This window comes from Paraburkholderia sp. SUR17 (assembly GCF_029536165.1).
Classification (GTDB): domain Bacteria; phylum Pseudomonadota; class Gammaproteobacteria; order Burkholderiales; family Burkholderiaceae; genus Paraburkholderia; species Paraburkholderia kururiensis.
Genome location: NZ_CP120508.1, coordinates 86,487 through 113,446, shown reverse-complemented (window position 1 = coordinate 113,446; position 26,960 = coordinate 86,487). Strand labels below are relative to the sequence as shown.

Annotated in this window: 24 protein-coding genes; 16 read left to right on the top strand and 8 right to left on the bottom strand. The window is 65.9% G+C overall.

The annotated features are described in order from the left end of the window. Positions 1-28: 28 nt before the first annotated feature. Positions 29-1,174 carry a branched-chain amino acid ABC transporter substrate-binding protein gene (locus P2869_RS00520; RefSeq protein WP_017772438.1) on the bottom strand — a complete coding sequence of 382 codons (1,146 nt, stop codon included), beginning with the start codon at positions 1,172-1,174 and terminating at the stop codon, positions 29-31. Positions 1,175-1,889: 715 nt separating this feature from the next. Between P2869_RS00520 and P2869_RS00515 the strand changes: the two genes are divergently transcribed. Both P2869_RS00515 and P2869_RS00510 read left to right on the top strand, forming a co-directional pair. Next, entirely contained in the window at positions 1,890-2,588 is a 699-nt protein-coding gene (locus P2869_RS00515) for a dienelactone hydrolase family protein (RefSeq protein WP_277597165.1), read from the top strand. Between the two features lie 42 nt (positions 2,589-2,630). Next, complete coding sequence (locus P2869_RS00510) at positions 2,631-4,127, top strand: amidase family protein (protein ID WP_277597164.1); 1,497 nt, start codon at positions 2,631-2,633, stop codon at positions 4,125-4,127. A gap of 57 nt (positions 4,128-4,184) precedes the next feature. Here the strand turns inward: P2869_RS00510 and P2869_RS00505 are convergent, their stop codons facing one another. The 4 genes from P2869_RS00505 to P2869_RS00490 form a co-directional block, all read right to left on the bottom strand. Beyond that, positions 4,185-5,477 (bottom strand): MFS transporter, encoded by a 1,293-nt coding sequence (locus tag P2869_RS00505; RefSeq protein ID WP_277597163.1) that lies wholly within the window; start codon positions 5,475-5,477, stop codon positions 4,185-4,187. A gap of 297 nt (positions 5,478-5,774) precedes the next feature. Continuing rightward, the gene (locus P2869_RS00500; protein WP_026120968.1) at positions 5,775-6,086 is read right to left on the bottom strand and encodes a high-potential iron-sulfur protein; all 312 of its coding nucleotides are present in this window, start codon (positions 6,084-6,086) and stop codon (positions 5,775-5,777) included. Between the two features lie 168 nt (positions 6,087-6,254). Further along, entirely contained in the window at positions 6,255-7,361 is a 1,107-nt protein-coding gene (locus tag P2869_RS00495) for an NAD(P)/FAD-dependent oxidoreductase (protein ID WP_126878560.1), read from the bottom strand. 471 nt (positions 7,362-7,832) lie between these two features. Further along, on the bottom strand, positions 7,833-8,816 hold the full coding sequence (locus P2869_RS00490) for an AAA family ATPase (RefSeq protein WP_277597162.1): 984 nt from the start codon (positions 8,814-8,816) through the stop codon (positions 7,833-7,835). 380 nt (positions 8,817-9,196) lie between these two features. Between P2869_RS00490 and P2869_RS00485 the strand changes: the two genes are divergently transcribed. From P2869_RS00485 to P2869_RS00420, 14 genes are all read left to right on the top strand, one after another. Beyond that, positions 9,197-9,685, top strand: a complete 489-nt coding sequence (locus tag P2869_RS00485; protein WP_017772431.1) for a hypothetical protein — start codon at positions 9,197-9,199, stop codon at positions 9,683-9,685. A gap of 32 nt (positions 9,686-9,717) precedes the next feature. Further along, positions 9,718-10,512 (top strand): endonuclease/exonuclease/phosphatase family protein, encoded by a 795-nt coding sequence (locus P2869_RS00480; RefSeq protein WP_017772430.1) that lies wholly within the window; start codon positions 9,718-9,720, stop codon positions 10,510-10,512. A gap of 67 nt (positions 10,513-10,579) precedes the next feature. After that, positions 10,580-11,224 (top strand): LysE family transporter, encoded by a 645-nt coding sequence (locus P2869_RS00475; protein WP_277597161.1) that lies wholly within the window; start codon positions 10,580-10,582, stop codon positions 11,222-11,224. Between the two features lie 302 nt (positions 11,225-11,526). Beyond that, on the top strand, positions 11,527-12,297 hold the full coding sequence (locus tag P2869_RS00470) for a ferredoxin--NADP reductase (protein ID WP_277597160.1): 771 nt from the start codon (positions 11,527-11,529) through the stop codon (positions 12,295-12,297). Positions 12,298-12,769: 472 nt separating this feature from the next. After that, positions 12,770-13,801 (top strand): histidine kinase, encoded by a 1,032-nt coding sequence (locus tag P2869_RS00465; RefSeq protein WP_277597159.1) that lies wholly within the window; start codon positions 12,770-12,772, stop codon positions 13,799-13,801. Beyond that, positions 13,798-14,454: a response regulator transcription factor RqpR gene (rqpR, locus tag P2869_RS00460; protein ID WP_017772426.1), complete on the top strand. Its 657-nt coding sequence runs from the start codon at positions 13,798-13,800 to the stop codon at positions 14,452-14,454. Before P2869_RS00465 ends, rqpR begins: the two co-directional genes overlap by 4 nt. Before the next feature lie 331 nt (positions 14,455-14,785). Further along, positions 14,786-16,189, top strand: coding sequence for an amino acid permease (locus P2869_RS00455; RefSeq protein WP_026120965.1), 1,404 nt, complete (start codon positions 14,786-14,788; stop codon positions 16,187-16,189). A gap of 444 nt (positions 16,190-16,633) precedes the next feature. Further along, entirely contained in the window at positions 16,634-17,119 is a 486-nt protein-coding gene (locus P2869_RS00450; protein ID WP_017772424.1) for a (2Fe-2S)-binding protein, read from the top strand. An 11-nt stretch (positions 17,120-17,130) separates the two neighbouring features. Next, positions 17,131-19,524, top strand: coding sequence for a xanthine dehydrogenase family protein molybdopterin-binding subunit (locus tag P2869_RS00445; protein ID WP_199542940.1), 2,394 nt, complete (start codon positions 17,131-17,133; stop codon positions 19,522-19,524). A gap of 13 nt (positions 19,525-19,537) precedes the next feature. Continuing rightward, positions 19,538-20,341 carry a xanthine dehydrogenase family protein subunit M gene (locus P2869_RS00440; protein WP_277597158.1) on the top strand — a complete coding sequence of 268 codons (804 nt, stop codon included), beginning with the start codon at positions 19,538-19,540 and terminating at the stop codon, positions 20,339-20,341. A 77-nt stretch (positions 20,342-20,418) separates the two neighbouring features. After that, the gene (locus tag P2869_RS00435; RefSeq protein ID WP_277597157.1) at positions 20,419-21,306 is read left to right on the top strand and encodes a MoxR family ATPase; all 888 of its coding nucleotides are present in this window, start codon (positions 20,419-20,421) and stop codon (positions 21,304-21,306) included. Between the two features lie 14 nt (positions 21,307-21,320). Continuing rightward, on the top strand, positions 21,321-22,541 hold the full coding sequence (locus P2869_RS00430) for a VWA domain-containing protein (RefSeq protein ID WP_199543160.1): 1,221 nt from the start codon (positions 21,321-21,323) through the stop codon (positions 22,539-22,541). Beyond that, positions 22,532-23,158, top strand: a complete 627-nt coding sequence (locus P2869_RS00425) for a carbon monoxide dehydrogenase subunit G (RefSeq protein WP_277597156.1) — start codon at positions 22,532-22,534, stop codon at positions 23,156-23,158. The genes P2869_RS00430 and P2869_RS00425 overlap by 10 nt, the downstream gene beginning before the upstream one ends. Then, on the top strand, positions 23,131-24,153 hold the full coding sequence (locus P2869_RS00420; protein ID WP_277597155.1) for an XdhC family protein: 1,023 nt from the start codon (positions 23,131-23,133) through the stop codon (positions 24,151-24,153). Before P2869_RS00425 ends, P2869_RS00420 begins: the two co-directional genes overlap by 28 nt. Positions 24,154-24,173: 20 nt before the next feature. Here P2869_RS00420 and P2869_RS00415 read toward each other — a convergent pair whose 3' ends face one another. The 3 genes from P2869_RS00415 to P2869_RS00405 form a co-directional block, all read right to left on the bottom strand. Beyond that, entirely contained in the window at positions 24,174-24,932 is a 759-nt protein-coding gene (locus P2869_RS00415; protein ID WP_277597154.1) for a PepSY-associated TM helix domain-containing protein, read from the bottom strand. 427 nt (positions 24,933-25,359) lie between these two features. Continuing rightward, entirely contained in the window at positions 25,360-26,388 is a 1,029-nt protein-coding gene (locus P2869_RS00410) for a serine/threonine protein kinase (protein WP_277597153.1), read from the bottom strand. An 88-nt stretch (positions 26,389-26,476) separates the two neighbouring features. Beyond that, entirely contained in the window at positions 26,477-26,689 is a 213-nt protein-coding gene (locus tag P2869_RS00405; RefSeq protein ID WP_017772415.1) for a hypothetical protein, read from the bottom strand. Positions 26,690-26,960 lie beyond the last annotated feature (271 nt).

Sequence of the window (26,960 nt, the reverse complement as noted above, 5' to 3'; positions counted from 1 at the left end):
GAAGCGCCACCCGGTGCAGCCCGCGACATTACATCTTCACGACGTCGAGCAGGGTCTTCTTGCCGCCCTTGTAGTTGTACAGCGAGATCACGCCGTGCTTGAGGTCGCCCTTCGAGTCGAACGTAGTTTCGCCAATCACGCCCTTGTAGTCGGTGCTCGGCATGGCGGCGAGGATCTTCGCCGGGTCCGTCGAGTTCGCACGCTTCATTGCGTCGACGATGATGTACACCGCGTCATACGTGAACGGAGCGTAGATCTGGATCGGCTGGCCGAAGCGCTTCTGATACTTCGCCTGGAACGCTGCGCCGCCTGCCATCTTCTCGAGCGCCATACCGGCTTCCGAGCACACGACGTTGTCGGTTGCGTCGCCAGCCAGGTCCGACAGCTTGTCGGTACACACGCCGTCACCCGCGAGCACCTTCGCGCGCAGGCCCAGCTGCTTCGCCTGCTTGGCGAACGGGCCGCCGGTGGCGTCCATGCCGCCGTACATGATCGCGTCCGGGTTCTCACCCTTGATCTTCGTCAGAATCGCGCGGAAGTCCACGGCCTTGTCGTTCGTCGCGTCGTGCGACACGACCTTCAGGCCCAGTGCCTTCGCGGTCTTCTCGAATTCGTTCGCCAGACCCTGGCCATAAGCCGTGGAGTCGTCGACGATCGCGACGCTCTTCACCTTCAGGCCCTTCGCGGCATAGTTCGCGAGTGCCGGACCTTGCTGAGCGTCCGTAGCCACCACGCGGTACGTGGTCTTGAAGCCTTGCTGCGTGTAGGCGGGGTTCGTTGCCGACGGCGAGATCTGGACGATGCCCGCGTCGCTATAGATCTTCGATGCCGGGATCGAGGTACCCGAGTTCAGGTGACCGACCACCGCCACGACCTTGTCGTCGACGAGCTTCTGGGCAACCTGGGTAGCCGTACGCGGGTCAGCCGCGTCGTCCTGGGCGTCGAGTTCCAGCGTGACCTTCTGGCCGCCGATCGTCAGACCCTTGGCATTGATTTCTTCGACCGCGAGACGCGCGCCGTTCTCGTTGTCTTTCCCGAGGTGAGCAATGCCGCCCGTCAGCGGAGCGACGTGACCGATCTTCACGACCTGGTCAGCTGCCGCGGTCGTTGCGATCGACGCAAACAGCATGGCGGCCGCGCTGATCGGCAACAGCTTTTGAATCTTGATGTTCATGTAAGTCTCCAGTTTCGGTCCCAAATTACGTAATCGCCCTGTGCCCCGCTCCCTTCACGTGTCGCTCTATTGGGGACGACCACGCAGGATGCATCGTTCATGCACCTGGCTAGCATGACATTCGCCGGTTTGTGACAGGCGGCCAATCATACTTGCGCGCAAGTGTAGGCGATCAAATTAATTTAGGGGATTTTTTTGGGTAAGTGGTGACACTACCAATAGCGTTTGTCCTGTCAACCGAACCGCGAGATGCGATGTAAGCACTGCAGTGCCTGTAAAACGGCCACCCATGCGGCTCTGCGGATACCCCGGCCTGGCCATGCGAGCAGGGCTTCGCAAAGGTTTGCGCAAGGCCGGCTCAATGTGCGTGTCCGCCAATGTGACGTTTTGTCCATCCGCACTAAAGTGATGGCGGTTAATAACCGTTAATAGTTCGAATAAGCATCGTAAGCGTGCTGCCGCCGATCACCCAGCCATCGCCCACCGGCCAAGACCGCCACGTGCAGCAGGACGTATCTTGAGACACGCTGCGCGGCTTGCTGCAGCGCCGTCCACCCCTATGGCAAACTGACTCTCCATATTGACTTCCTGGTTCGATTCGCCGCGTCGCGCCCAGCCGTGCCTTGCAAGGCCTCGCCAGGCTTTGCAGCGCTTTCGGTGTGCGGCGGGAAGCATCGCGGCGTCTCGCTCCGTTACCGTCTTGAAGGAGAACGCTGTGAGCATTACGTCCCGCTGGATCGACATTCCCACCGGCAATGAAAGCTTCGAAGGCTACCTGGCGCTGCCGAAGACGGGCAAGGGCCCGGGCATCGTCATCGTTCAGGAAATCTTTGGCGTCAACGGCCATATTCGCGACGTCGCCGAACAATACGCGCAGGACGGCTACGTCGCGCTCGCCCCCGACATTTTCTGGCGTACGCAGCCGCGTGTGGAACTGGCCTACGTGGGCGCGGACCGCGACCGCGGCATCGAGCTGCTGCAAAAGACCAACGTCGATCTCGCCGTCGCCGACATCGGCGCAGCCGCGACCGCGTTGCGCGCCATGCCCGAGGTGACGGGCAAGGTGGCCGCCATCGGCTACTGCTTCGGCGGACGCCTCGCCTATCTCGCCGCTGCCCAGGGCACGCTGGATGCTGCGGTGTCGTACTACGGCGGCGGCATCCAGAACCGCCTGGAAGAAGCGCCGAACATCAAGGTGCCCATGCTGTTCCACTATGCCGAGCACGATCACTCCATTCCGCTCGAGGCCGTGGGGCAGGTGAAGGAGCGCTTCACGGGTCGCGACAACGTGGAGTTCCACCTGTACCCCGGCGCCGAGCACGGCTTCAACTGCACGGAGCGCGCGTCGTACAACCAGCACGCCGCAGCGCTCGCGCATGGCCGCACGCTGACGTTCCTCGGCGAGCGCATGTAAGCGCCTTCCACGCCATCACCCCTGCACGCGAGAAACCGATCGATGGAGTCCGACTACCTTGCCCACGATGCGATCGGCCTTGCCGATCTCGTGAAGCGTCGCGAAGTCAGCGCGCGCGAACTGCTGGACGCGGCGATCTCGCGTGTGGAAGCGGTGAATACGGCCATCAACGCGATCGTGCTCAAAGACTACGAGACGGCCCGCAAGCGCGCGCTCAGCAGCGGTGATGGCACACAAGGCCTCGCCGAAGGGCCGCTCGCGGGTGTGCCTTTTCTGGTCAAGGATCTGGGCGCGCCGGTGGCGGGCCTGCCGATGTCGATGGGCAGCCGTCACTATCGCTACTTCGTGCCCACGCAAGACGCGCCGGTGGTCGCGCGCTTTCGCCAGGCGGGGCTCAACATTTTCGCGAAGACGAGTACTTCTGAACTCGGGCAAATGCCTTATACGGAGCCCGAACTGTTTGGTCCGTGCCGCAATCCGTGGAACCTCGATCACACGCCGGGCGGATCGAGCGGCGGTGCCGCGGCGGCCGTGGCAGCCGGCGTCGTGCCGGTTGCGCATGCATCCGATGGCGGCGGCTCGATCCGTATTCCCGCTTCATGCTGCGGACTCTTCGGACTGAAGCCCTCGCGTTCGCGCCAGGCGCCGCGCATCGAGGCGCCGCCGCCAGGCGAGCTTGGTGTGGATCACGCCATCTCGCGCAGCGTGCGCGACAGCGCCCTGCTGCTCGATCTTGTGACCGGCAACCCCGCACTGCCGCCTGGCGCACCCGGCACGCTGCTCGCGGCCACGCGCGAACCGTGCAAGCCGCTGCATATCGCGCTGATCTCGCACCCCATGCTCGCGCCGTCGCTCTCCGCCGATGCGCGCGCTGCGCTGGACGACGCCGCCAGGCTCGTCGAATCGCTCGGTCATCATGTCGATCCCGTTGAACCCGACGTCGACTTCGCCTCTGTCGCTCACGCGTTTCTGATGCTGTGGTCCGTGGTCGCCGACGAATTCGTGCTGCACGCGGATCGCCTCTCGGGCCGCAAGCCTCGCCGCACCGACTTCGAAATTGCGACATGGGCGATGGCGCACGTGGGCCGCAAGCTCGGTGAAGGCGCGCTGCCGGGCGCGCTCGAAACACAGCGCCGCGTGAGCGCGAAGGTGGCGGATCTCTTCACGCGCTACGACGTGATTCTGTGCGCGACGCTCGCGTCGGCGCCCATCAAGATCGGCGAGATGCGACCCACGCAGATGGAGCGCATCCAGATGCGCGCGGTCACGGCCATGCCCGTCGAGCCGCTCATGAAACGCCTGCTCGCCGAAGCATCGGCCAAGGCATTCGCGTGGGCGGGCTGCACCGAGTTGTTCAATCTCACCGGTCAGCCGGCGATGTCGGTGCCGCTTTACTGGAACGCGCGTGGTCTGCCCATCGGGGTGCAATTCGCCGCGCGGGAAGGCGACGACGCCACGCTATTCCGGCTCGCCGCACAACTCGAAGCGGCGCGCCCCTGGTTCAATCGCCGGCCGCCGTTGATGCACGCGCGCAGCTGAACGTGTGCGTGCGAAGCGGCAGCGCGCCGACTCGCGCTCATAGCTGACGACGCCCGGTTACGCCGGCTTGCGCCGCGCGTCGAGATCGGCATGGCGCTGTGCGGGCACGCAGGCCACCGCAACAATGGACACCGCGAGGCCACCCATCACATACCACGTGGGCGCAAGCGGCGAATCGAATGTCTGGATCAACCACGTCACGATGAACGGGCCGAAGCCGCCGAACAACATCACGGCAAAGTTGTAGGCAAGCGAGAGACTGGTGGAGCGCACGTTAGCGGGAAACAGCTCGGCAATCAGCGCGCCGAATGGTCCGTAGTAGCCGGAGAGCGTGACCGAAAGCAGCGTCTGCACGAGCACCAGCTTCGACACAGTAGGCGCGGCGGCAAGCCACGAGAAGAGCGGATACATCAATACGAACGTGACGACGAGCGACCACAGCGAGAGCCCCTTGCGGCCGATGCGGTCGGACCACGCGCCCATCACGGGCGAGAGCACCATGAGCACGATGTTGCCCGCAATCACCGCATGGAACGACTCCGCGTACGAGAGCTTCAGCTCGCGCACCGCGAAGGTGGGCAGGTAACTGATGAGCACATAAACCGTCACCGTAAGCGCGATGACAGCGCCGAGTCCGCATAGCACGTCGCGGCTGTGGCTCGCGAAGACCTCGCGCAAGGTGGCACGGCGCGCGGTCTGCTTCGCGTGAAGGAATGCTTCGGAGTCCGCGAGGTGTCGGCGAATGTAGAAACCGATAGGGCCGATCAAAAGCCCAAGGATGAACGGCACGCGCCAGCCCCATGCTTTAAGCGCCTCGGGCGGCAGGCCGTGCGCGATCGTCGCGCCTACGAGGGCACCCAGCAGCAACGCGCCGGCCTGGCTCGCCATCTGCCAGCTGCCGTAGAGACCACGTTTCGAGAACGGTGCGGCTTCGATCAGCAACGCAGTCGAACTGCCGAACTCACCGCCCGCCGAGAAGCCTTGCAGCATGCGGCCCACCACGATCATGAGCGGCGCGCCCACGCCGATGGCCGAATACGGCGGTGCGATGGCGAGCAGCAGGATGCCGAGCGTCATGAGCAGAATCACGAGCGAGAGGGCGGCCTTGCGGCCCGCGCGGTCGGCATAGAGACCGAGCACGATGCCGCCCACGGGGCGCATCACGAACGCGACGCCGAACGTTGCCGTGGTGAGAAGCAGCGACGCGTATTCGCTGCTGGCGGGAAAGAACAGCTGCGCGATGACGACGTTGAGAAAGCCGTACACGGTGAAGTCATACCACTCGAGCGCATTGCCGATCACGGCGGCCGCGACTGCCCGTGTGTTCAAGCTTCTCGACGCTGGTGCCATCCGGTTCTCCGGCCTTCACGAGGGAGGGTATGTCGTTATGCAGCCCTCGATAGCTGCGTACCGGCCTTCGCCGATGCCCTGCGAGTGTAAAGACCGGTCAAGGTGATTTCAAGCTGCGTTTGAAGCATCTTGCATGCCGCCGCATAAGGACGACGAGGACGACAAGGGGAGACGGCGGGACGGGACGGCGGGCGATGGTGAGCGCGGCGCCCCGCATTTCAAATCGCTTCCGGCCATGCCTTGTCATGCTGCGCCGCATCGAACAGACCTCGGCGCAGCATGTGAAGCGCGCGGCGTTCAGGCCTTCTTCGTATATGCGCTGCACCAGCCCTTACCGGATACCTGCTTGCCGCCGAACATCGGACACGGCGCCCATGCGTCAGTCGGCTTGCCCTGGAAGAACTGGCAGTTGTTGCACTGCTGGCCGGCCGCGTACTTCGCGTACTTGGCCTTGTCGACCTGCGCCGCGTCGTTCTTGTAGCCAAGCGCAACAGCCGTGGGATCGGATTCGGACACCTTCGGCGCGTCGGCAAACGCCTGACGGGACAACGCCAACGAAGATGCAACACCAATGCTAGTGATAAGGAAAGTACGACGGGACGATTTCATGGGGAGTCACTCCAGGTCATTGGGACAGGTAAGGCTCACCTGCTCGCCGTTCTGACGACGGCGCGTGACAAGCATAACAACGAAGCCGCCTCGCGTAATGTCCCGAATGATGGAGATAAGCGACCGTGCGTCGCAGGCGCACCGCAGATACATGCCGCAGCCGCCGGTTCAAGCGCGGCCAACAACCTCGCAGACGCGCTGGGCAATGGCCAGCGACGCGGTGAGCCCCGGCGACTCGATACCGAACAGGTTCACGAGCCCGCGCACGCCGTGAGCGGCCGGGCCCTGGATCATGAAGTCCGCCGCGGGCTCGCCCGGGCCGGAGAGCTTCGGCCGAATGCCGGCGTAAGCCGGCTGCAATGCGCCATCGGGCAGCCCTGGCCAATACGCGCGGATCTGCGCGTAGAACGACTCGGCACGGCGCGGATCGACGTCGTAGTTGATGCTGTCCACCCACTCCACGTCCGGACCGAAGCGCGCCTGTCCGCCAAGGTCCAGTGTGAGGTGCACACCCAGCCCCGCCTCGTTCGGCATGGGATAGATGAGCCGGCTGAACGGCGCCCGTCCCGAGATGCTGAAGTAGTTCCCGCGCGCGAGATAAAGCGGCGGCACCTGGCGGGCGTCGAGCCCGCGGATGCGTCGGGCCAGCCCATTCGCGTGCAGCCCCGCGCTGTTGATCACGCACGCGCAGCCGATCTCCGTGGGTTCGTTGCCGCCCACCCGCACGACGAAGCGTCCGTTGGCCGCCTCGATTTCCTGCACCGGTGCATGAAACGCGAATACGGCGCCGTCGTGCTCGGCGTCGCCCTGCAAGGCGAGCATCAGTTGATGGCTGTCCACGATGCCGGTCTGCGGGGAGAACACCGCGTCCACGCATTCGAGCGCCGGTTCGAGCGCCGTGGCCTCGGCACCGCTGATGCGCACGAGGTCGAACACGCCGTTCTCCCTGCCGCGCGCGAGGATGCTTTCCAACTGCGGCACCTGATTGCGCGCCGTCGCCACGAGCAGCTTGCCGCAGCGCTGGTGCGGCACGCCGTGCCCCGCGCAGTAGTCGTAAAGCATTTCGCGGCCGCGCACGCACAACGCCGCCTTGAGCGAGCCGCGCGGATAGTAGAGGCCCGCGTGAATCACTTCGCTGTTGCGCGAGCTGGTGCCCACGCCGATAGCTTCGGCCGCCTCGAGCACGATCACCTCGCGGCCCCGCGCCGCAAGCGCCCGGGCTATCGCCAGCCCGACCACGCCCGCGCCGATCACCACACATTCGATCTGATCCATGTCCCACGTCCACTTGGAGGCAAGGTGCGACTGCGAGTCCCACATCATGCCTTCGTTCGTGCTTTCGTTGAGTGCTTCGCGCCGCCCTGCCGATGGCGTTCGCCGCCCGGCCGTCTCCACCGCTGGCGCCGGCATCGTCAAAATTGTACGACGGTGCCGCAGGCGCCGACGGCCCGCCAGATTCGCCTCGAAACGCGCCGACGGCCATGGCGCGGCACGCGTACGGCATCCGGGATTTCCCGAAGAAAGCCCGCCTCCCAAGGCGCTCGAGGAACATTGTGACGCCGCGCCGACGCCATCGTTGTTGAGAAAACAACAATACGCATACGATTCCCGTCATTTTCGGGAACGATCCGGCATAACCAAGCAAAAAGCCGCCCTCGGGCGGCTTTTTTACGGTGAAGCGGGGTGTTTTTACGCAAAAACGCGATCGAACCACCATGGAGCATCACGTCCGGCGGCGGCGAGTCGCTAGGCCTGAAACCCGATGGATTTGCGCCGTGAGCCGTAATCGAGCCGCACGTCCCTCGCCTGAACCTCGTGCCGACCGTCGATGCGTGCCGTGCCGAACGCGTTGAGAATGGCCCGGCGCATCTCGCGCGGCGACGCTTTCGCGAGCGCGTCGAGCGGATCGTCGCCGAGCACGGCCGGGAAGCGCTCGCCCCAACTGTGCGCGGTCCGGATTTCGTCGTAGATGGACTGCGCGATGCGCCGCGCGCCGTCGCGATCGGGCGGCGCGATCTCGTAGACGTTCATGCGGTTGAGAATCGGCTCGGGAATCGCGCGCTCGTCGTTGGCCGTCGCAATCCAGATCACGTGGCCCGCGTTGATCGGCACCTCGGCGAATTCGTCGATGAAGGTTTGCGCCGTGTCGTGCTCCAGCAGCGCGTAGAGCGCGCCCAGCGGGTCGTATTGCGAATCGCCGCTCGCCTTGTCGATCTCGTCCACGGCGATCACGGGGTTGGCGTAGCTGCCGTGCACGAGCGCATCGAACACCTTGCCCGGCTTCGCGTTCTTCCACTGCGACGACGCGCCCGAAAGAATCCACCCCGCCGTGAGCGAACTCATCGCGACGTAGTGATATGACGTGCCGAGCAGCCGGGCGAGCTGCTTCGCGAAATGCGTCTTGCCGATGCCCGGGTCGCCCAGCAAGAGAATGGGCATCAGTTCGAGCCGGTCGTCCGTTTCGAGGCACAGCGCCACTTGCCGCCGCACGTCGTCGAGCGGATCGGCGAAGTTGGGCAGCGCACCGATCAGGTCGTCTATGGAAGGCATGCGGTTCGGCTTCACGCAGAAACGCAGATTGCCGATCTTGAGCATCTTTTCGTACGTGGTGCGCAGCGCGTCGTTCGCGCTCTCCCCGAGATCGTTCAGTGCGGTCTCGACATGATCCAGGTCGTAGACCTTGCTGAACGACGCCACCGCAATTTCCTGTTTGATCATCGCCGTCGTCATGTTTCACCCCGTTCTGCTTTCCGTTTTACGGCCTACGCAAGCATCGTTCCAGTTCAGTGTAGCCATGCAATATTGGCGTGCAAGCCAGCAGCCGCGCGGCTGTGCTGCTAACAGGGTCCGCGGATTGCGTACGCGCTGCGGGCAATGGTGTGTTGCTGAACCCATGCAGCCGATGCGCTGTCACAAATGGGCCAGATACTCGATCGGTTCACATCGCTCACATGAAATAAGGCCGCAGCCGCCTACGGGCGGCCTCGTGGGGCGCCATGCGGATCGGGCGTAAGATGGTTGATTGCGAATGGAGGCGGATTGGCGGAACAGCCAGACGTATAAAACGTCTGCGACGAACGCGCAGGTCCGCGCACGGAGCCAGAAGAATCATGTGGAAAACGAGCGTCGCCGCCCTGCTGCTTGGCGCCTTACTGGGCGCCCCGCTGCTCGCGGATGCGCAGCAGGCCGTGCAATGGGAGTTGCAGGTCGTGCGCGACGGCCAGCAGATCGACACCTTCCAGGCCACCACGACGGTGGGCCAGGCGCGCACCGACACGCATCATCACGTGGTTACCCATGACGTCGGCTGCAAGCAGCAGCCGGCAGGCAGCATCGACCTCGCCCGCACGCTCACGGTCTCGCCCGTCGACGCGAATGCGAACGAAGTGACGCTCGCCATCGACGCCCAGGAAGTGCTCGAGGAAGACACCCCTCAACGCACGGCCGAAGGGTGCGCGCTGCCGCCGCAGCCGCGCCAGGTGGCGGCGAGTCATCCGGGCCTGCGCGTGCCGGCCGGGCAATGGGCGACCTGGCAAATCCTTCCGAAAGACCCGGCGCTCGAATACCGCGTGCGGGCAAGCCTCGTGAACCAGCCGTGAGAGCAACAACGAACCACACGGACACCATCGGCATGCGAAACCCCGAACACCTGCCCGGCGCGGCTCAAGGCAAGGACTTCGTCGCGGTGAGCTGGAACCTGCACAAGGGCCGCTCGCCGCTCGGCTTCACGGCGTGGCAGGCCATGCAGCGCTGGGTGCAGTCCGTTCATGCGGACGCCTACTTTCTCCAGGAAGCCATGGCGCGGCGCATGCCGCAGCCGGTGCTTTCCGCGGGATTCGGCGAACGCATGGCAGACGCCGCCGACGACGTCTGGCATTGCCAGGCCACCGAACTCGCGCAAGCGCTCGATCTCGAAATCGCGCTGGGGCCCAACGTCTTCAAACCGTCATGGCGGCACGGCAACGCGATTCTCTCGCCGCATCCGCTCGACCCCGGCGGACGCTGGGACATCTCCGCCCACCGTTTCGAGCGGCGCGGGCTGCTGGTCGCGCGAGCCACCTTTGGCGGGCACTCGGTCACGCTGCTGTGCGCGCACCTTGCGCTCACGCGCCAGGCCCGGCTGCGCCAGATGCACTGGATCGCCCACTGGATCGCACGCGAAGCGCCCGAAGGACCGCTCGTGCTGGCCGGCGACTTCAACGACTGGCGCAACGACTCGGTGCCGCTCTTCGCCGATCATGGCCTCTCCGAAGTCGCAACGCTGCTCGGCGAGCCGGCGCGCACGTTCCCGGCGTTCTCACCGGCGCTCGCGCTCGACAAGATGTTCGTGCGCGGCTTGAAGCCGGTCGAGCTGATCCAGCCCGCCGCTGAAACGTCGTGGCTTTCCGATCATCTGCCGTACATCGCGAAACTGCGGCTGGACTGAGCGCAGCAGGGCGCTAGAATCGGCGCTTCGCCCTAGTCGCTCTGGTTCTGCGTCCACCGGTCACGCCATGCACTACCTGCCGATCCTGCTGCAAATCGCCGTCGTCTATCTGTTCGCCGCGGCAAGCCCCGGGCCGAACTTTTTCATGATCACGCAGCTCTCGCTTGCCGGACGGCGGGGCCTCGGCGCCGCATCGGCGCTGGGTGTGGGCACGGCCTCCACGATCTGGGCGGTGCTCGCCATGCTCGGCGTAGCTGCGGTGCTGCAAAAGATCGACTGGCTTTATGGGGGCATCCGCATCGCCGGGGCGCTGTATCTCGTCTACTTCGGCATCAAGCTGGTTCGCTCCGGCGCGCGGCGCGACGATGACGTGCAGACCATGCCGTCCACCGAGATACCGCCCGCGGCCAATCGTCGCGCGTACTTCCGCGCCTGGCGCACCGGCCTCGTTACGTGCCTGACGAACCCCAAGTCGTGCGTCTTCTGGACGAGCGTATTTGCAGCGATGTTCCCGCCGCATCCGCCGCTGTGGTTCTACGGCGTGGTGCTCGTGCTGATTTCAGCGCTCTCGGCCGGCTGGTACAGCAGCGTGGCCTTCATGTTTGCGGCCGAGCGCACGCAGCGCGGCTACCGGCGCCTGCGCCGCCCCGTGGATGCGCTGTGCGGCGCCGCGCTCGTCGGGCTGGGCGTGAAGCTCGCAGCAGACCGCTGAGGGCGTTGAACACGTTGGCGGGCACCGCCCAACACCTCCTCTCGCAGCAGGGTCAATGCTGCGGCGCAGGAGCGGTTTGGTATCATTTCGTGAAAATCGTCTGCCGGGCCGCGCGACCATCCGCGCGCGAGCCACACCCCCACACCCGTCCCGCGTTTCGCCGCTGCGGCGCCCGCCCTCACGAGGCGCGGTAAAATAGCCGATTGCGCATCGTTCCCGGACCGGGTTCGCGCAGCACACACAGCCTTTGCCTGCCAGCTGGCGCCCGCCGCCGCGGCCCTTGTTTTGCACATCCTGGAACCATGAGCAATCTGACCACGCAAACCGTTCTTTCCGTCCATCACTGGACCGACACGCTCTTCACCTTCACCTGCACGCGCGACCCGGGCCTGCGTTTCGAGAACGGCCAGTTCACGATGGTGGGCCTCGAAGTCGATGGCAAGCCGCTGATCCGCGCCTACAGCATGGCGAGCGCGAACTACGAAGAGCACTTGGAATTCCTGAGCATCAAGGTTCAGGACGGCCCCCTCACTTCGCGCCTGCAACACTTGAAGGTGGGCGATTCGGTGCTGATCGGCAAGAAGCCCACCGGCACGCTCATGGCCGACAACCTGCTGCCCGGCAAGACGCTGTGGCTGCTTTCCACGGGCACGGGGCTCGCGCCGTTCATGTCGATCATCAAAGACCCGGACGTGTACGACCGCTACGAAAAGGTGGTGCTCACGCACACGTGCCGTTTCGTGGACGAGCTGGCGTACAAGGAATTCATCACCGAAGACCTGCGCAACCACGAGTACCTGGGCGACGTCGTGCGCGAAAAGCTGATCTATTACCCGACGGTCACGCGCGAGACGTTCGAGAACCGCGGCCGCATCACCGAACTCATCGAGACGAAGAAGCTGTTCGAAGACCTGAACGTGCCGTCGTTTTCGCTGGAAAACGACCGCGTCATGCTGTGCGGCAGCCCGCACATGCTGCGCGACACGCGCGAGCTGCTGGACGGCCTTGGCTTCAAGGAAGGCAGCAACAACGACCCGGGCCACTACGTGGTGGAAAAAGCGTTCGTGGGTTGAGCCGCTTCCTGCGGTATGCAAATAGATGACGCCTTGCCGCTCTATCGCGGCGGGTGCTCGAAACCGGAGCCTTGGGCTCCGGTTTTTTTTCGTCCGGAAGAAACGCGAGTCGACACGACATAGCCGCGCTACAGAGGCGTCTGGCCGTTACAAATTCCTCACCTGTCCTTTACCTTTCATGTCGGGATTCTTCCTACAAGGATTGGGTCGACGTACCTCAGACTGTCGTATAAAAACTGCTCGCCAAGCCTTGTCTGGACTGCTTTTTACATTTTTTTAAGCTATCATCGCGGCGCAGCCAGGGCGTGCCCGGGGGTCGTCCGAACTGCCCGCCGCGTTGTTACTGAATGTAAATTTCGTTACGCCCGGCCGTGGTAATTTTCTGGTTCCGCGCCGTAGCGCGACATGCATTCCGGCGCCTTCGTCAATCGACGCAAACCGTCTGGCTGAACCGCTTCCTCAAGGGAGAGTCATGGATACGTCGACCGTCATACCGATCAGCGGCAGCGCGTCCGCCCGCCCAAGGCGTGCGGCCCGCGGCACGCTGGCGGCAGACACACGTACGCCCGCCCGGACCGATCCGCCTTCGCTCGCCGTGTCCGTGGCCGCCTCCGCGCCGCTACAGCCCAGTAGCGCGTCCGAACTCGCCCGCCTGCGGGCCCGCGTGAACGCACTCGCGGCCGAACTGGCTACCGTGGGCGAAGCCACGCGCCGCCAGCTCGCCCGCGAACTGCACGACAGTGTGGGTGCCGAACTCACGGCCACCCATTTCGCCCTCGCCAGTCTCGAAACCCGCCTTCCCGACGACGTGCCGCAAGCCGCGCTGGAAGCGCTCGCCCTCGTGCGCCGGTCGCTTGACGCAACGGGCGATGCCGTACGGCAGGCGCTCGCCGGCCTTCACGCGCCGCAGCTGGACGCCGGCATCGTGCGCGCACTGTCTCAATGGACGGGCGGCTTCGCCCAGCGCACCGGCCTTCGCACCAGCTTCGTCTGCGCCGCCGACGTGCGCCTCACGCGTCTTCCGCCGGCCTCTGCGCTGGCCATCTTCCGGGTCGCACAGGAAGCGCTCACTAACGTGGCGCGCCACGCACACGCCACCGGCGCCGACGTCCAGATCGAAACCAGCCGCCGCTATCTCACGCTGATCGTCAGCGACGATGGCGTCGGCCTCTCCCGGCGCGCCGCCCGGCGCTGCCGCTCGGCGGCCGAGCGTGACGAAGACGCGGGGCTCGACGGCCATTTCGGCGTCGGCGGCATGCGGGTGCGCTGCGAAGCCTTCGGCGGCAAGCTGCAGATCGTCGCGAAGCGCCCTCGCACCGACGCCAGCGCCGGCGTCAATGCCAGCGTCGGCCGCACGAAGCACGGCACCCGCCTGCGTGCCCGCTTCGCCTGGGACGCGCTGACGGGCGCTGTCCCCGCGCAAGCCGGCTCCCATCAATCGGTTGAACCGGCTCCAGCAGCCCAAGCGGTTCAGCCCGTTCGGCGAGCGAAGGTCCTGCCATGAGCCTGCGCATCCTGCTCGTGGACGATCACGCCGTGGTGCGCCAAGGCGTACGCCAGTTGCTGCTGGACCGCCGCGTGGCGCGCGAAGTGTCCGAGGCCGAAACCGGCGCGGACGCGCTCGCCGCCATCGGCAAGCAGGTCTACGACGTGATCCTGCTCGACATTTCCCTGCCCGACACAAACGGCGTCGAGGTGCTGAAACGGATCAAGCGCAAGGCGCCGCGCATGCCGGTGCTGATGTTCTCGATGTATCGCGAAGACCAGTACGCCGTGCGGGCGCTCAAGGCGGGCGCGGCGGGCTATCTCTCCAAGACCGTGGATGCCGCGCAGATGATCTCGGCCATCCAGCAAGTCGCCGCGGGCCGCAAGTACGTGAGCCCGGCGATGGCCGAAGCGCTGGCCGACTACGTCTCCTTCGACGGCGAGCAGCTTCCGCACGAAAAGCTCTCGGACCGCGAGTACCAGACGCTCTGCATGCTGGCTTCGGGCAAGCGCCTCACCGACATTGCCGAAGCCCTGTCGCTGTCGGTCAAGACGGTGAGCGTCTACCGCACGCGGCTGCTGGAAAAGATGAAGCTCAGCAACAACGCCGAACTCACGTTCTACGTGATGAGCAACCGCCTCATCGACCTGAACCCGGCAATGACGGGCTGAGGCTGCGAGACCGATTTCTCATGCCGCCGCGCCTTCATTGCGGCAATTTGCCCCAATAAGCAAAAGCCCGCTCCGCCCGCCTGCCGCGACGCGGACTTCGCGCTCTCGCCGCCCCAACATGGGGCAACTTTCACTCGATCCCATCCGGCCCGGGCGCCGCGCCCGATAAGGCGGCCTTTTCACATCGGCTAAAATTGCGGGTTTCCCCTTAGTTTCCTCTTAAGGTTTCACCGTCGTTTCCGCTCATCCGGAAACGCACTATTGGCGTACTTCCGCACCGGACGCTGGACGGCGCGGGAGGCATGGCAGGCATCACAGGAGCCCCCGGACAATGTCCCTCTTTCGCAGGAAAAACGTCGAACACATGTTGGCCAGCGCGCAAGGCGCTGGCCTCAAGAAGGCCCTCGGCGCCCTTGATCTCACGTTTCTCGGCATCGGCGCCATCATCGGCACGGGCATCTTCGTGCTGACCGGCACCGGCGCGGTCCAGGCCGGCCCCGCACTGATGGTCTCCTTCGTGATCGCCGCCATTGCCTGCTGCTTCGCCGCGCTCGCCTACGCCGAGTTCGCATCCACGATTCCCGTCGCCGGCTCCATCTACACCTATTCGTACGCGACGCTCGGCGAGCTTGCGGCCTGGGTGATCGGCTGGGACCTGATGCTCGAGTACGGGCTCGCGACCTCGGCGGTCTCGGTGGGCTGGTCCGGCTACCTGCAATCGCTGCTTTCGGGCTTCGGCATTGCGCTGCCCACGGCGCTCACCGCCGCGCCCGGCGCGGTAAAGGGCGTCACCACGCTCTTCAACCTGCCCGCGTTCCTCGTGATGATGGCGATCACCGCGCTGCTCTCTGTAGGCGTGCGCGAATCCACGCGCATCAACAACATCATGGTTGCGATCAAGGTGACCGTCGTGCTGCTCGTCATCGCGGTCGGCGTGTTCCACGTCACGCCGGCCAACTGGACGCCGTTCATGCCGAACGGCTGGCACGGCGTGTTCGGTGCCGCGGCCGTCATGTTCTTCGCGTTCATCGGGTTCGATTCCGTCTCGTCCGCGGCCGAGGAAGTGAAGAACCCGAAGCGCGACCTGCCGGTGGGCATCATCTCGTCGCTCGCCGTCTGCGCCGTGCTCTACGTGGCGGTGGCGGCGGTCGTAACGGGCATCGTGCCGTCTGCGAAGTTCGCCGACATTTCGCACCCGGTTTCGTACGCGCTCCAGGTGGTCGGTGAGACCTGGGTAGCGGGCTTCATCGATCTCGGCGCCGTGCTCGGCATGCTCACCGTGATTCTCGTGATGAGCTACGGCCAGACCCGCGTCATCTTCGCCATGTCGCGCGACGGCCTGCTGCCCGCCGCGCTCTCGCGCGTGCATCCGCGCTTTGCGACGCCGTTCCTCACCACGTGGCTCGTCGGCATCTTCTTTGGCCTGATTGGCGCGCTCGTGCCGCTCAACGTGCTGGCCGAGCTGATCAACATCGGCACGCTCGCGGCTTTTTCGATGGTCTCCATCGCCGTGCTGGTGCTGCGCAAGACGCACCCCGATCTGCCCCGCGCCTTCCGCTGCCCCGGCGTGCCGGTGGTGCCGGTGCTGGCGGTGGCGTCGTGCCTCTTCCTGATGGTGAATCTGCAGCCCGTCACGTGGACCGCGTTCCTCGTGTGGCTCGTGATCGGAATGGTGGTGTACTTCGGCTATTCGCGTCATCACTCGCGTCTTGCGCATACGACCGAAGCGCACTGAGCGAAGCACACGGAGCGAGGCGCACGCAGCGCTGTCCACGCACTCCGATACCGCGCGGCCAGCCTTTGCCGCCGCGCACATCCAATGGCACACCCAACGGCACATCCCGCAACGGATGTGCCGTTTTTTTGCATCCATGCACGTGCATGCATCGGCCTTCGTGCGGCCGGCAACCCGGCTGCACGCACCGCTCAAGCGGTAAAACCCGCGCAGCACAAAGGCCGAATTTGTGCTTTACTTCCCGGGCGGCACTGAAGGCGATATCCGTAGCAACACTGCGGCAACACCGCGAGCAACACCGTAAAAGCACAAACCAGCCGGACCCCAGTCGGACCCTCTATGCAGGTGTGCCGCAGGCCACACAAGCGGCAGCCGGGCGATATGGCAGGGCAGTGAAGGTGAATGCGGGCCCAGGCAGGTCTCTACCCCCATAGGAGACAAGCGATGGCGATCAGTATCCGCCTGACGGTCAACGGCGCGCCCGTGACCGCCGAGGTCGAGCCTCATACGCTGCTGGTCCAGTTTCTACGCGACAAGCTGCGCCTGACCGGCACCCACATCGGCTGCGACACCGCTCAATGCGGCGCCTGCACTGTTCATCTGAACGGCCGCGCCGTGAAGGCGTGCAACATGCTCGCCGTGCAGGCCGAAGGCGCCGACATCACCACCATCGAAGGGCTCGCGGCCAACGGCACGCTGCATCCCATGCAGGCCGCGTTTCGCGAATGCCATGGCCTGCAGTGCGGGTTCTGCACGCCGGGCATGGTGATGAGCGCGGCGGCCCTGGTTGCCCAGAATCCCGATCTCACCGAAGCCGATGTGCGCCGTCAGCTGGACGGCAACCTGTGCCGCTGCACGGGTTATCACAACATCGTGAAAGCCGTGCTGGAAGGTGCCGCCGCCATGAAGGCGGATGCGCCGCGCGCGTGAAGGAGCCCGCCATGAACGCACCCGAACAGCAACGGATGATCGGCGCCTCCGTGAAGCGCAAGGAAGACTATCGCTTCCTCACCGGCAGCGGCCAGTACACCGACGACATCGTGCTGCCGCAGCAGGCGTACGCCGTATTCGTGCGCTCGCCTTACGCGCACGCCACGATCCAGAGCGTGAACACGGACGCCGCGAAGAGCATGCCCGGCGTGATCGCCGTATTCACCGGCGCGGACCTCGCCGCGGAAAACGTGGGCGGCCTGCCGTGCGGCTGGCTGATTCACAGCATCGACGGCTCGCCCATGCACGAGCCGCCGCACCCCGTGATCGCGCACACGAAGGCGCGGCACGTCGGCGACCAGGTCGCGCTCGTGATCGCGGAATCGGTGAAAGAAGCGAAGGACGCCGCCGAGACCATCGAGGTCGAGTACGACATGCTGCCCGCCGTGATCGACACGGCCCATGCGGCGGACCCGGGCCAACCGCTCGTGCACGACGACGTGCCCGACAACACCTGCTACACGTGGGGCCACGGCGACAAGGCCGCGACGGATGCCGCGTTCGCCGGCGCCGCGCACGTCACCACGCTGGAAATCGTCAATAACCGGCTGATCCCGAACGCCATCGAGCCGCGCGCCGTCAACGCGAGCTATTCGCCACAGGACGACAGCTACACGGTCTACGTGGCGAACCAGAATCCGCACGTCGAGCGCCTGCTGATGTCGGCGTTCGTGCTCTCACTGCCCGAATCGAAAGTGCGCGTGGTGGCGCCTGACGTGGGCGGCGGCTTCGGCTCGAAGATCTTTCTCTACGCCGAGGACGTCGCGCTCACCTGGGCCTCGAAGAAAATTCGCCGGCCCGTGAAGTGGACGGCCGAGCGCTCCGAGTCCTTCATCTCCGACGCCCACGGCCGCGACCACGTGACGAAGGCCGAACTCGCGCTGGACGCCAACGGCAAGTTCCTCGCCATGCGCGTGCACACCACGGCGAACATGGGCGCGTACCTTTCGACGTTCGCCTCCAGCGTGCCCACCATCCTCTACGCCACGCTGCTGGCGGGCCAGTACACCACGCCCGCCATCTATGCCGAAGTGAAAGCGGTGTTCACGAACACCGTGCCCGTGGACGCCTATCGCGGCGCCGGCCGCCCCGAAGCGACCTACGTGGTGGAGCGTCTCGTCGAAACCGCGGCGCACGAGATGAAGATCGATCCGGCCGAACTGCGCCGCCGCAACTTCATCCGCGCGTTCCCGTACGCGACGCCGGTCGGGCTCACCTACGACACCGGCGACTACGAAGCGTGCCTTGGCCGCGCGCTCGAACTCGCGGACGTAGCAGGCTTCGCGGCCCGGCGCGACGCGTCGAAGCAGAGCGGCAAGCTGCGCGGGCTCGGCTACTCGTGCTACATCGAGGCCTGCGGGCTCGCGCCGTCGAACATCGCGGGCGCGCTCGGTGCACGCGCCGGTCTCTTCGAGGCGGGCGAAATCCGCGTGCATCCCACCGGCTCCGTCACCGTGTTCACCGGCTCGCACAGCCACGGCCAGGGTCACGAGACGACCTTCGCGCAGGTGGTCTCCGACCGCCTCGGCGTGCCCATCGACAACATCGATATCGTGCACGGCGACACCGGCCGCATTCCGTTCGGCATGGGCACGTATGGCTCGCGCTCCATCGCGGTGGGCGGCTCGGCCATCATGAAGGCGCTCGACAAGATCGAGGCGAAGGCGAAGAAGATCGCCGCGCACCTGCTGGAAGCGTCCGCGGAAGACATCGAGTTTCGCGACGGCGTGTTCCGCGTGAGCGGCACCGACCGCACGAAAACCTTCACCGACATCTCGCTCGCCGCCTACGTGCCGCACAACTATCCGCTCGAAACGCTGGAACCGGGCCTCGACGAAAGCGCCTTCTACGATCCGACCAACTTCACCTATCCCTCGGGCGCCTACGTCTGCGAGTTGGAAGTGGACCCGGACACGGGCGAGACGCGCATCGACCGCTTCACGGCCGTGGACGACTTCGGCAACGTCATCAACCCGATGATCGTTGAAGGCCAGGTGCATGGCGGGCTGGGCCAGGGCATCGGCCAGGCGCTGCTGGAACGCTGCGTCTACGACACCGAAACCGGCCAGCTGCTCTCCGGCTCGTACATGGACTACGCGATGCCGCGCGCCTCCGACCTGCCCTCGTTCAACGTGGAAACGGCCAAGGGCACGCCGTGCACGCACAACCCGCTCGGCGTAAAGGGCTGCGGCGAAGCGGGCGCCATCGGCTCGCCGCCGGCCATCATCAACGCGATTGTCGACGCCCTCGCGCCGCTCGGCGTGAAGGACATCCAGATGCCCGCCACGCCGCACCGCGTGTGGTCGGCGATCCGCGCGGCGCAAAGTCCGGCGACCCACAGCTGAGGGAGAAGACGACATGTACTCGTATTCGTTCGACTATCAGCGCGCCGCCGATGCGAAGGCCGCCGTCGCCGCGCTCTCCGGCAACAGCGAGGCGAAGTTCCTCGCGGGCGGCCAGAGCCTGCTGCCCACCATGCGCCTGCGGCTCGCGCAGCCCGCGGCGCTCATCGACGTGACGCGCATTCCGGCGCTCAAGGAGCTTCGCGCCGACGCGAAGACCGTGACCGTCGGCGCAGCCGTGTGTCACGCGGACGTCGCCGCGAACGCGGAGATACGGCGCGTGCTGCCGGCGCTCGCGGACCTGGCGGGCAACATCGGCGACCGCCAGGTGCGAGCGCTCGGCACCATCGGCGGATCGATTGCGAACAACGATCCCGCAGCCGACTATCCGGCCGGGCTCGTCGCGCTCGGCGCAACCGTCGTCACGGACCGCCGCCGCATCACCGCGGACGACTTCTTCCTCGGCATGTACGAAACCGCGCTCCACACCGACGAGCTGATCACCGCCGTCGAATTTCCGGTGCCCGAGCGTGCCGCCTACGAGAAGTTCTTCAACCCAGCGTCGCACTTCGCGCTGGTGGGCGTGTTCGTGGCGAAATCGGCGGGCGGTGTGCGCGTCGCGGTGACGGGCGCGGCGCCTTCGGTGTTCCGCGCCACCGACCTGGAAGCCGCGCTCGCCGCCAACTTCACGCCCGAAGCCGCACGCGCCGTGACGGTATCCGCCGACGAGCTCAACAACGACCTGCACGGCAGCGCCGAGTACCGCGCGCATCTGATTCCGGTGCTCGCCGCGCGCGCGGTCGCGAAAGCCAACGGGTAGCCGCTCGCGTCTGTGGAGCCGCTGCGGGTTCGGTATGGAACCGCAGCGGCAACGAACGAGCACCCGCCAGGAGCACCATGCAGCCCGCCTCAATCGACGACACCCTCGCGCAGCTCGCGGCGCAAGGCTATCTGGCGAGCCGCGAACTCGCCACCGCGCTCTATCTCGCGCTGCGCATGGAGCGGCCGCTCTTCCTGGAAGGCGAGCCGGGCGTCGGCAAAACGGAACTCGCGAAGGCCGCGGCGGGCATGCTCGGCACGACGCTCTTGCGGCTGCAATGCTACGAAGGGCTCGACACCGCGAGCGCGCTCTACGAATGGGATTACCCGCGTCAGATCATGGCGCTGCGTCTCGCCGAAGCGGCGGGCGAACGGCCCGACAACGACACGCTATACCGCGGCGAATTCCTGCTCAAACGCCCGCTGCTGCAAGCGTTGCTGCCCGACGAGCATCATCCGGGCGCGCGGCGCGTGCTGCTCATCGACGAAATCGACCGCGCCGACGAACCCTTCGAGGCGTTCCTGCTGGAACTGCTCTCCGACTTCCAGGTGTCCATTCCCGAGTACGGCACCGTGCGCGCGGAACAGCCGCCGCTCGTCGTGATGACGTCGAACCGCACGCGCGAAGTGCACGACGCACTCAAGCGCCGCTGTCTCTATCAATGGATCGGCTACCCCGACCGCGAGCGCGAACTGGCCATCGTGGCGGCGCGCGCGCCGCAGACGTCGGCGGATTTGCAGCGCCGCGCCGTCGATTTCGTGCACCAGTTGCGCGGCATGGACCTCTTCAAGGCACCGGGCATCGCGGAGACCATCGACTGGTGTCGCGCGCTGTCAGCGCTCAGCGTGACGGAGCTCGATCCGCAGTCCGTGCAGGACACGCTCGGCGTGCTGCTCAAGTATCAGGACGACCTTGCGCGGCTCGACGCGCAGCAGATCGCGCAATGCCTCGCCATGAGCCCGTGACGGCGATGCCTCCGATGTCGCCGATGTCACCCATCGCGCGCAACGTCGTGCACTTCGTGCGCGTGCTGCGCGCGGCGGGCCTGCCGATGTCGCCGGCGCACGCCGTGGACGCGCTCGATGCCCTGCGCTGGATCGACATCGGCCGCCGCGACGACGTGCGTGCCGCGCTGGCGGCGCTGCTGGTCTCGGCACCCGACGAACGCGAACTGTTCGACGCCGCGTTCGATCTCTTCTGGCGCGACCCCGACTGGGAAGGCAAGCTGCGCGCGCTGCTGCTGCCGAAGGTGCAAGGCGCCATGCCGCCGCCGAAGCGCAACAACCGTCTCGCCGACGCACTCGCCGCACGCCGTCCGCCTGCGGGCGCGAACCCGCCGCCTGGCGAGCAGGAGCGCCACGAACTGCACGCGCAGGTGACGTTCAGCGCCGAGGAACGTCTGCGCCAGCGCGATTTCGACACGCTCTCCGCCGACGAATGGCGCGCGCTGCGGCATCTGATTCGCGGCCATCGTCTGCCGCTTGCCACCGAGCCGACGCGTCGGCTTAAGGCCGCATCGCGCGGCAGCCACGCCGATCTGCGCGCGAGCGCCCGCCACGCTGTGCGCGCGGGCGGCGACTGGACGGTCTGGAAGTACCGCGCCGTCGTGCAGCGCAAGCCGCCGCTCGTGCTGCTGCTCGACATCTCTGGGTCGATGAGCAGCTACTCGCGCGCGGTGCTCTATTTCTGCCACGCGCTTCTGCAGTCGCGCGAGCGGCTTCAGGTGTTCCTGTTCGGCACGCGGCTCACGCACGCCACGCGCGCGCTGCGCGAACGCGATCCCGACGTGGCCATCGCCGCGCTCACGGCGCAGGTGTCGGACTGGTCGGGCGGCACGCGCATCGGCGCCGCGCTCGCGGAATTCAATCGACGGTGGGCCCGGCGCGTGCTCGCGGGCCGGGCCACGGTGCTGCTCGTCACGGATGGCCTCGACTACGAAGCCATCGACGTGCTCGAAGCCGAGATGGCGCGGTTGCATCGCTTCGCGCATCGCGTGGTGTGGCTCAATCCGCTGCTGCGCTATCGCGATTTTTCGCCGACGGCGCGTGGCGTGCAAGCGATCGCGCCCCATGTCGATTCCTGCCATCCGATCCATAATCTCGAAAGTCTTGAGGCGTTTGCCCGCAGCCTCGGCGAACCGTGGTCCCAGGCGCTGACATCGCGCACGAAAACAACCGGAGGAGCGACGCAATGCAACTGACCGAAAGCTACACGTTGCCGGTACCGCAGCAGCGCGCATGGGAAGCGCTCAACGACACGGCCATCCTGCGCCAATCCATTCCCGGCTGCGAAAGCATCGAGCCCGACGGCGAGAATGCGTACGCACTCACGATGCAGGCGCACGTCGGGCCCGTGAAGGCGCACTTCAAAGGACGCATGCTGCTCACCGACATCGACGCGCCGCGTGCCTACACCATCGTGTTCGAAGGCCAGGGCGGCGTGGCGGGTTTCGGCAAGGGCAGCGCGCAGGTGACGCTCGAACCCGAGGGCGACGCCGCGACGAAGCTCTCATACACGGCGCACGCGCAGGTGGGCGGCAAGCTCGCGCAGATCGGCTCGCGGCTCGTGGACGGCGCGGCGCGCAAGATCGCGGGCGAGTTCTTCAAGCGCTTCAGCGAACACGTGGGCGGCCCGGCAGCGTCCGAGGCCACGGACGGCGCTGCCGACCAGGAAGGCACCCTGCAAACCGCGAGCGGCGCCACGGAAACCGAGGCGGAATCGCTCGAAGGCGCGGCCGGCGCCCAAACGCCGGCAGACGCGGATACCGGCGAAACGAAGAGGAAAAAGTCATGGAAAGCGTGGATCTCGAGGTCCTGAAATCCAGCGCACGCTGGCTTGAAGAAGGACATCGCGCGCTGCTCGTCACAGTGGTGAAGACATGGGGCTCGTCGCCGCGGCCCGAAGGCGCAATGCTCGCGGTGCGCGACGACGGGCTCGTGGTGGGCTCGGTGTCGGGCGGCTGCATCGAAGACGATTTGATCGACCGTGTGCGCAAGCTCGGCATCGAACAGACGCATCCGGAGACGGTGAAGTACGGCATCACCGCCGAAGAGGCGCATCGCTTCGGGCTGCCATGCGGCGGCACGATCCAGCTCGTGCTGGAGCCGCTCACGAAAGCAAGCGGCATTGCCGAGTTGTGCCAGGCCGTGGAGGAAGGGCGGCTCGTGGCGCGCACGCTCGATATGGCCACGGGCAAGGCGACGCTCGGCCCCGCACTCGCCACCGATGGCGTGGATTTCGACGACGCGCGCCTGCTCACCATTCACGGGCCGCGCTACCGCATGCTCGTGATCGGCGCGGGGCAGCTTTCGCGCTATCTCTGCCAGATCGCGGTGGGCCTCGACTACCAGGTGACCGTGTGCGACCCGCGCGAGGAATACACGGACGTGTGGGACGTGCCGGGCACGAAGATCGTCCGCACGATGCCCGACGACACCGTGCTCGACATGAAGCTCGACGAGCGCTGCGCGGTGATTGCGCTCACGCACGACCCGAAGCTGGACGACCTCGCGTTGATGGAAGCGCTCAAGACACCGGCGTTCTACGTCGGCGCGCTCGGCTCGCGCCGCAACAACGCGGCGCGGCGTGAGCGCCTGAAAGAATTCGATCTGAGCGAAACGCAGCTTGCGCGGCTGCATGGTCCGGTGGGCATCTACATCGGCAGCCGCACGCCGCCGGAAATTGCGGTGTCGATTCTCGCCGAGGTGACAGCCGCGAAGAACGGCGTCTCGCTGCCTACGCTGTTGCAGGTGGAAGGCGCGAAGGCTGCGCGCGAGATTGCCGCGAATGCGGGCGCGGCGTGCAGCGTGTAGCGCTGCGGCCTCGCATCACGTCACATCAACCCGGCCGTGAGCGCCGCGGCCACTGAACCCAGCACCAGCACCACGCCGACGGTGCGTTTCTTGTGCAGTTCGGTCCAGAGCAGCACGCCCGTGAGCGAGAGCAGGATCAGCGAACCTGCGATGGTGTCCATGAGCAGCACCCAGCCCATCGAGACGCCCACGCCGCGATGCAGGTTCGTGAGCGTCGCGAAGAACGTGTTGCTCGTGTTCTTCACCGAGACGTAGCCGTTGCCCACCCAGTACTCGGCCTGCACGCTGTGGCCGGGTGCCGCGAGGGTCATTTGCCAGAACTCCGGCTGCACGGTCCGCTGATCGCCCCAGGCCACAGGGTGGGCGGGCTCGCGACGAACGCGGCCAGGCTTGCCCTCGATCTTCAGTTCGCGCTGAAGCCAGCGCATCATTTCCTGCGGCGAGCGAGGCGGCGTGTCGGGCAGCGCGACCTGCACCTGCTCGACGCTCGGCTCGCCCGTCGATATCTTCAGCGGGCCGCCGCGATGGTTGAGCAGAAAGCCCGTCACGCCGAACATCAGTCCGATCACGGCGCCCCACAGTCCGATCCAGCCGTGCACGTTGCGCAGCCATTTGATGAAGTTCGCGCGCCGCGAACGCTGGCGGCGCACCACCTCTTCCACGTCGCCGATGCGTGTGAGGCCGCTCGTGCTCTGCAGCGTTGCGGCGGCGGCCGGTTTGGCCGTGATCGGCGGGGCCGGCGTGGGAGAGAGGACATCGATAGATTCAGGCGCGTTCAAATCAAGCTCCATGCGCAGGCACAACGGGATTCAAAGAATAGTGGCGACCGCCCACGCGTTTCTCGCGGCATGGAGCCGCAGACGAGGGTTCGAGACGAGAAGCCACCGTACCGGACCGCACGGCGGATCAAGGACCCAGTCGCGCAGCCACCGGCACGGTCGACAGGAACGGCCGTCGGTTGCAGGCTGGCTGGCGGTCACAGAGGAGAGATGTGACGAAGGCTGGCGGCGCCTTTCAATTGAGAATCGCTATCATTACACGGGCCAACCGATTTCTCAACCGGCGGGTGTTTCTACTCGTTACGTGTCGGCTCGTTACGTGTCGGCGGATTGCGCGAATGACGGCACGCCGCGGCTGGAATGCGTGGCGGCGTGCGAGGTGAAGTAGACAGCGGGACAGCGGGATGAAGCGCGAATTTCAGAGGCCTCAGACCGGCCAGAGCGGCCCTTCCTGCATCGCGCCAATCTGTTCGCGCAGTTCGAGGATGCGCTCTTCCCAGTATCGCTGCGTGTTGAACCACGGGAATGCTGCGGGGAACGCCGGATCGTGCCAGCGCCGTGCGAGCCACGCCGAGTAGTGAATCAGCCGCAGCGTGCGCAGCGCTTCGATCAGATGCAGCTCGCGCTGATCGAACTCGCAGAAGTCTTCGTAGCCCGCGAGGAGATCCGTGAGCGCACGCGAAGCGCCGCTGCGATCGCCTGGCAACAGCATCCACAGGTCCTGGACGGCGGGGCCCATGCGGCTGTCGTCGAAATCCACGAAATGCGGACCGTCGTCGGTCCACAGCACGTTGCTCGGATGACAGTCGCCATGCAGCCGGATGCGCCGGTATGCGCCGGCGCGCTCGAACGCGTGCTCCACGCCCTCGAGCGCGAGCGCGACTGCCGCGTCCCACGCGTCGCGCACGTTCGCGGGTATGAAGCCGTGTGAAACGAGGAAGTCGCGCGAGTCGTAGCCATACGTCTGAATATCCAGCGACGGACGCGCCCGGTATTCCTGCGTGCCGCCCACCGCATGAATGCGCCCGATGAAACGGCCCAGCCATTCGAGCGTTTCGCGTCGGTCGAGATCCGGCGCGCGGCCGCCGCGACGTTCGAATACAGCGAAGCGGAAACCGTCGAAGGTGTGCAGCGTGCGTCCGCTGAAGGAACGCGCGGGCACGGCGGGAATTTCGCGATCTGCGAGTTCGGCCACGAACGCGTGTTCTTCGAGAATCGCTTCGTCGGACCAACGATTCGGCCGGTAGAACTTCGCGATGACAGGCGGGCCGTCTTCCACGCCAATCTGATAGACGCGGTTCTCGTAGCTGTTGAGCGCCAGCATGCGGCCGTCGGTGCGCAGGCCGACGGTGGAGAGCACGCCGTCCAGCGCGTCGAGCACGCATTCGGGCGTGAGCCGGGCGTAGGGCGCCTCGTCGCTCGCGCCCTCGTTCGGGGAGAAGGTGTCGTCGTTCATCCCCGCATTGTGCACCTGAGTGCACGCAGGCGGGCGACGAAAGACGGGTGCCGCGTGTGCGCGCGGCGAGCAGGGATAAGCGCTTCGCTCAGTGCACCTGCACGCCCGTGGGACGCACGAATTCGCCCGTATCGATCAGGTCTTCCAGAAAGAACGGCTCGGTGTTGAGTTGCAGCGACGCGCCGGGCTCGCCGGCGTACCAGGTCACCATGGCCATGTCGCCGAGAATGCGCATGACGATGCCGCGCGCACCTGCTGGCACGGCGATATGGACGGAGCGGACAATAGAACCGACTTGCATGATGTTTCCCCGTTCTCGATGCCGGCTTCACGCGTATGAAACGCCGGTCAATGTGGTGACAAAAAACGCCGCCTCGCAGAACGTTGCGCGCGCACCCGGCTGCCTTGCCTGCGCGATCCGCGTGGCCGGTCAAGCGTCATGGTTGCTGTTTTTTCGCTTCCCGTAAAGGGCTTAAATAGCGACGAAACCCCGCTATTTCGGGTATTTCGACTTACGGAACGCTAACTGTAACGCTTGGTAAACCGACGGATCATACCCCTTGCCGCGGCCG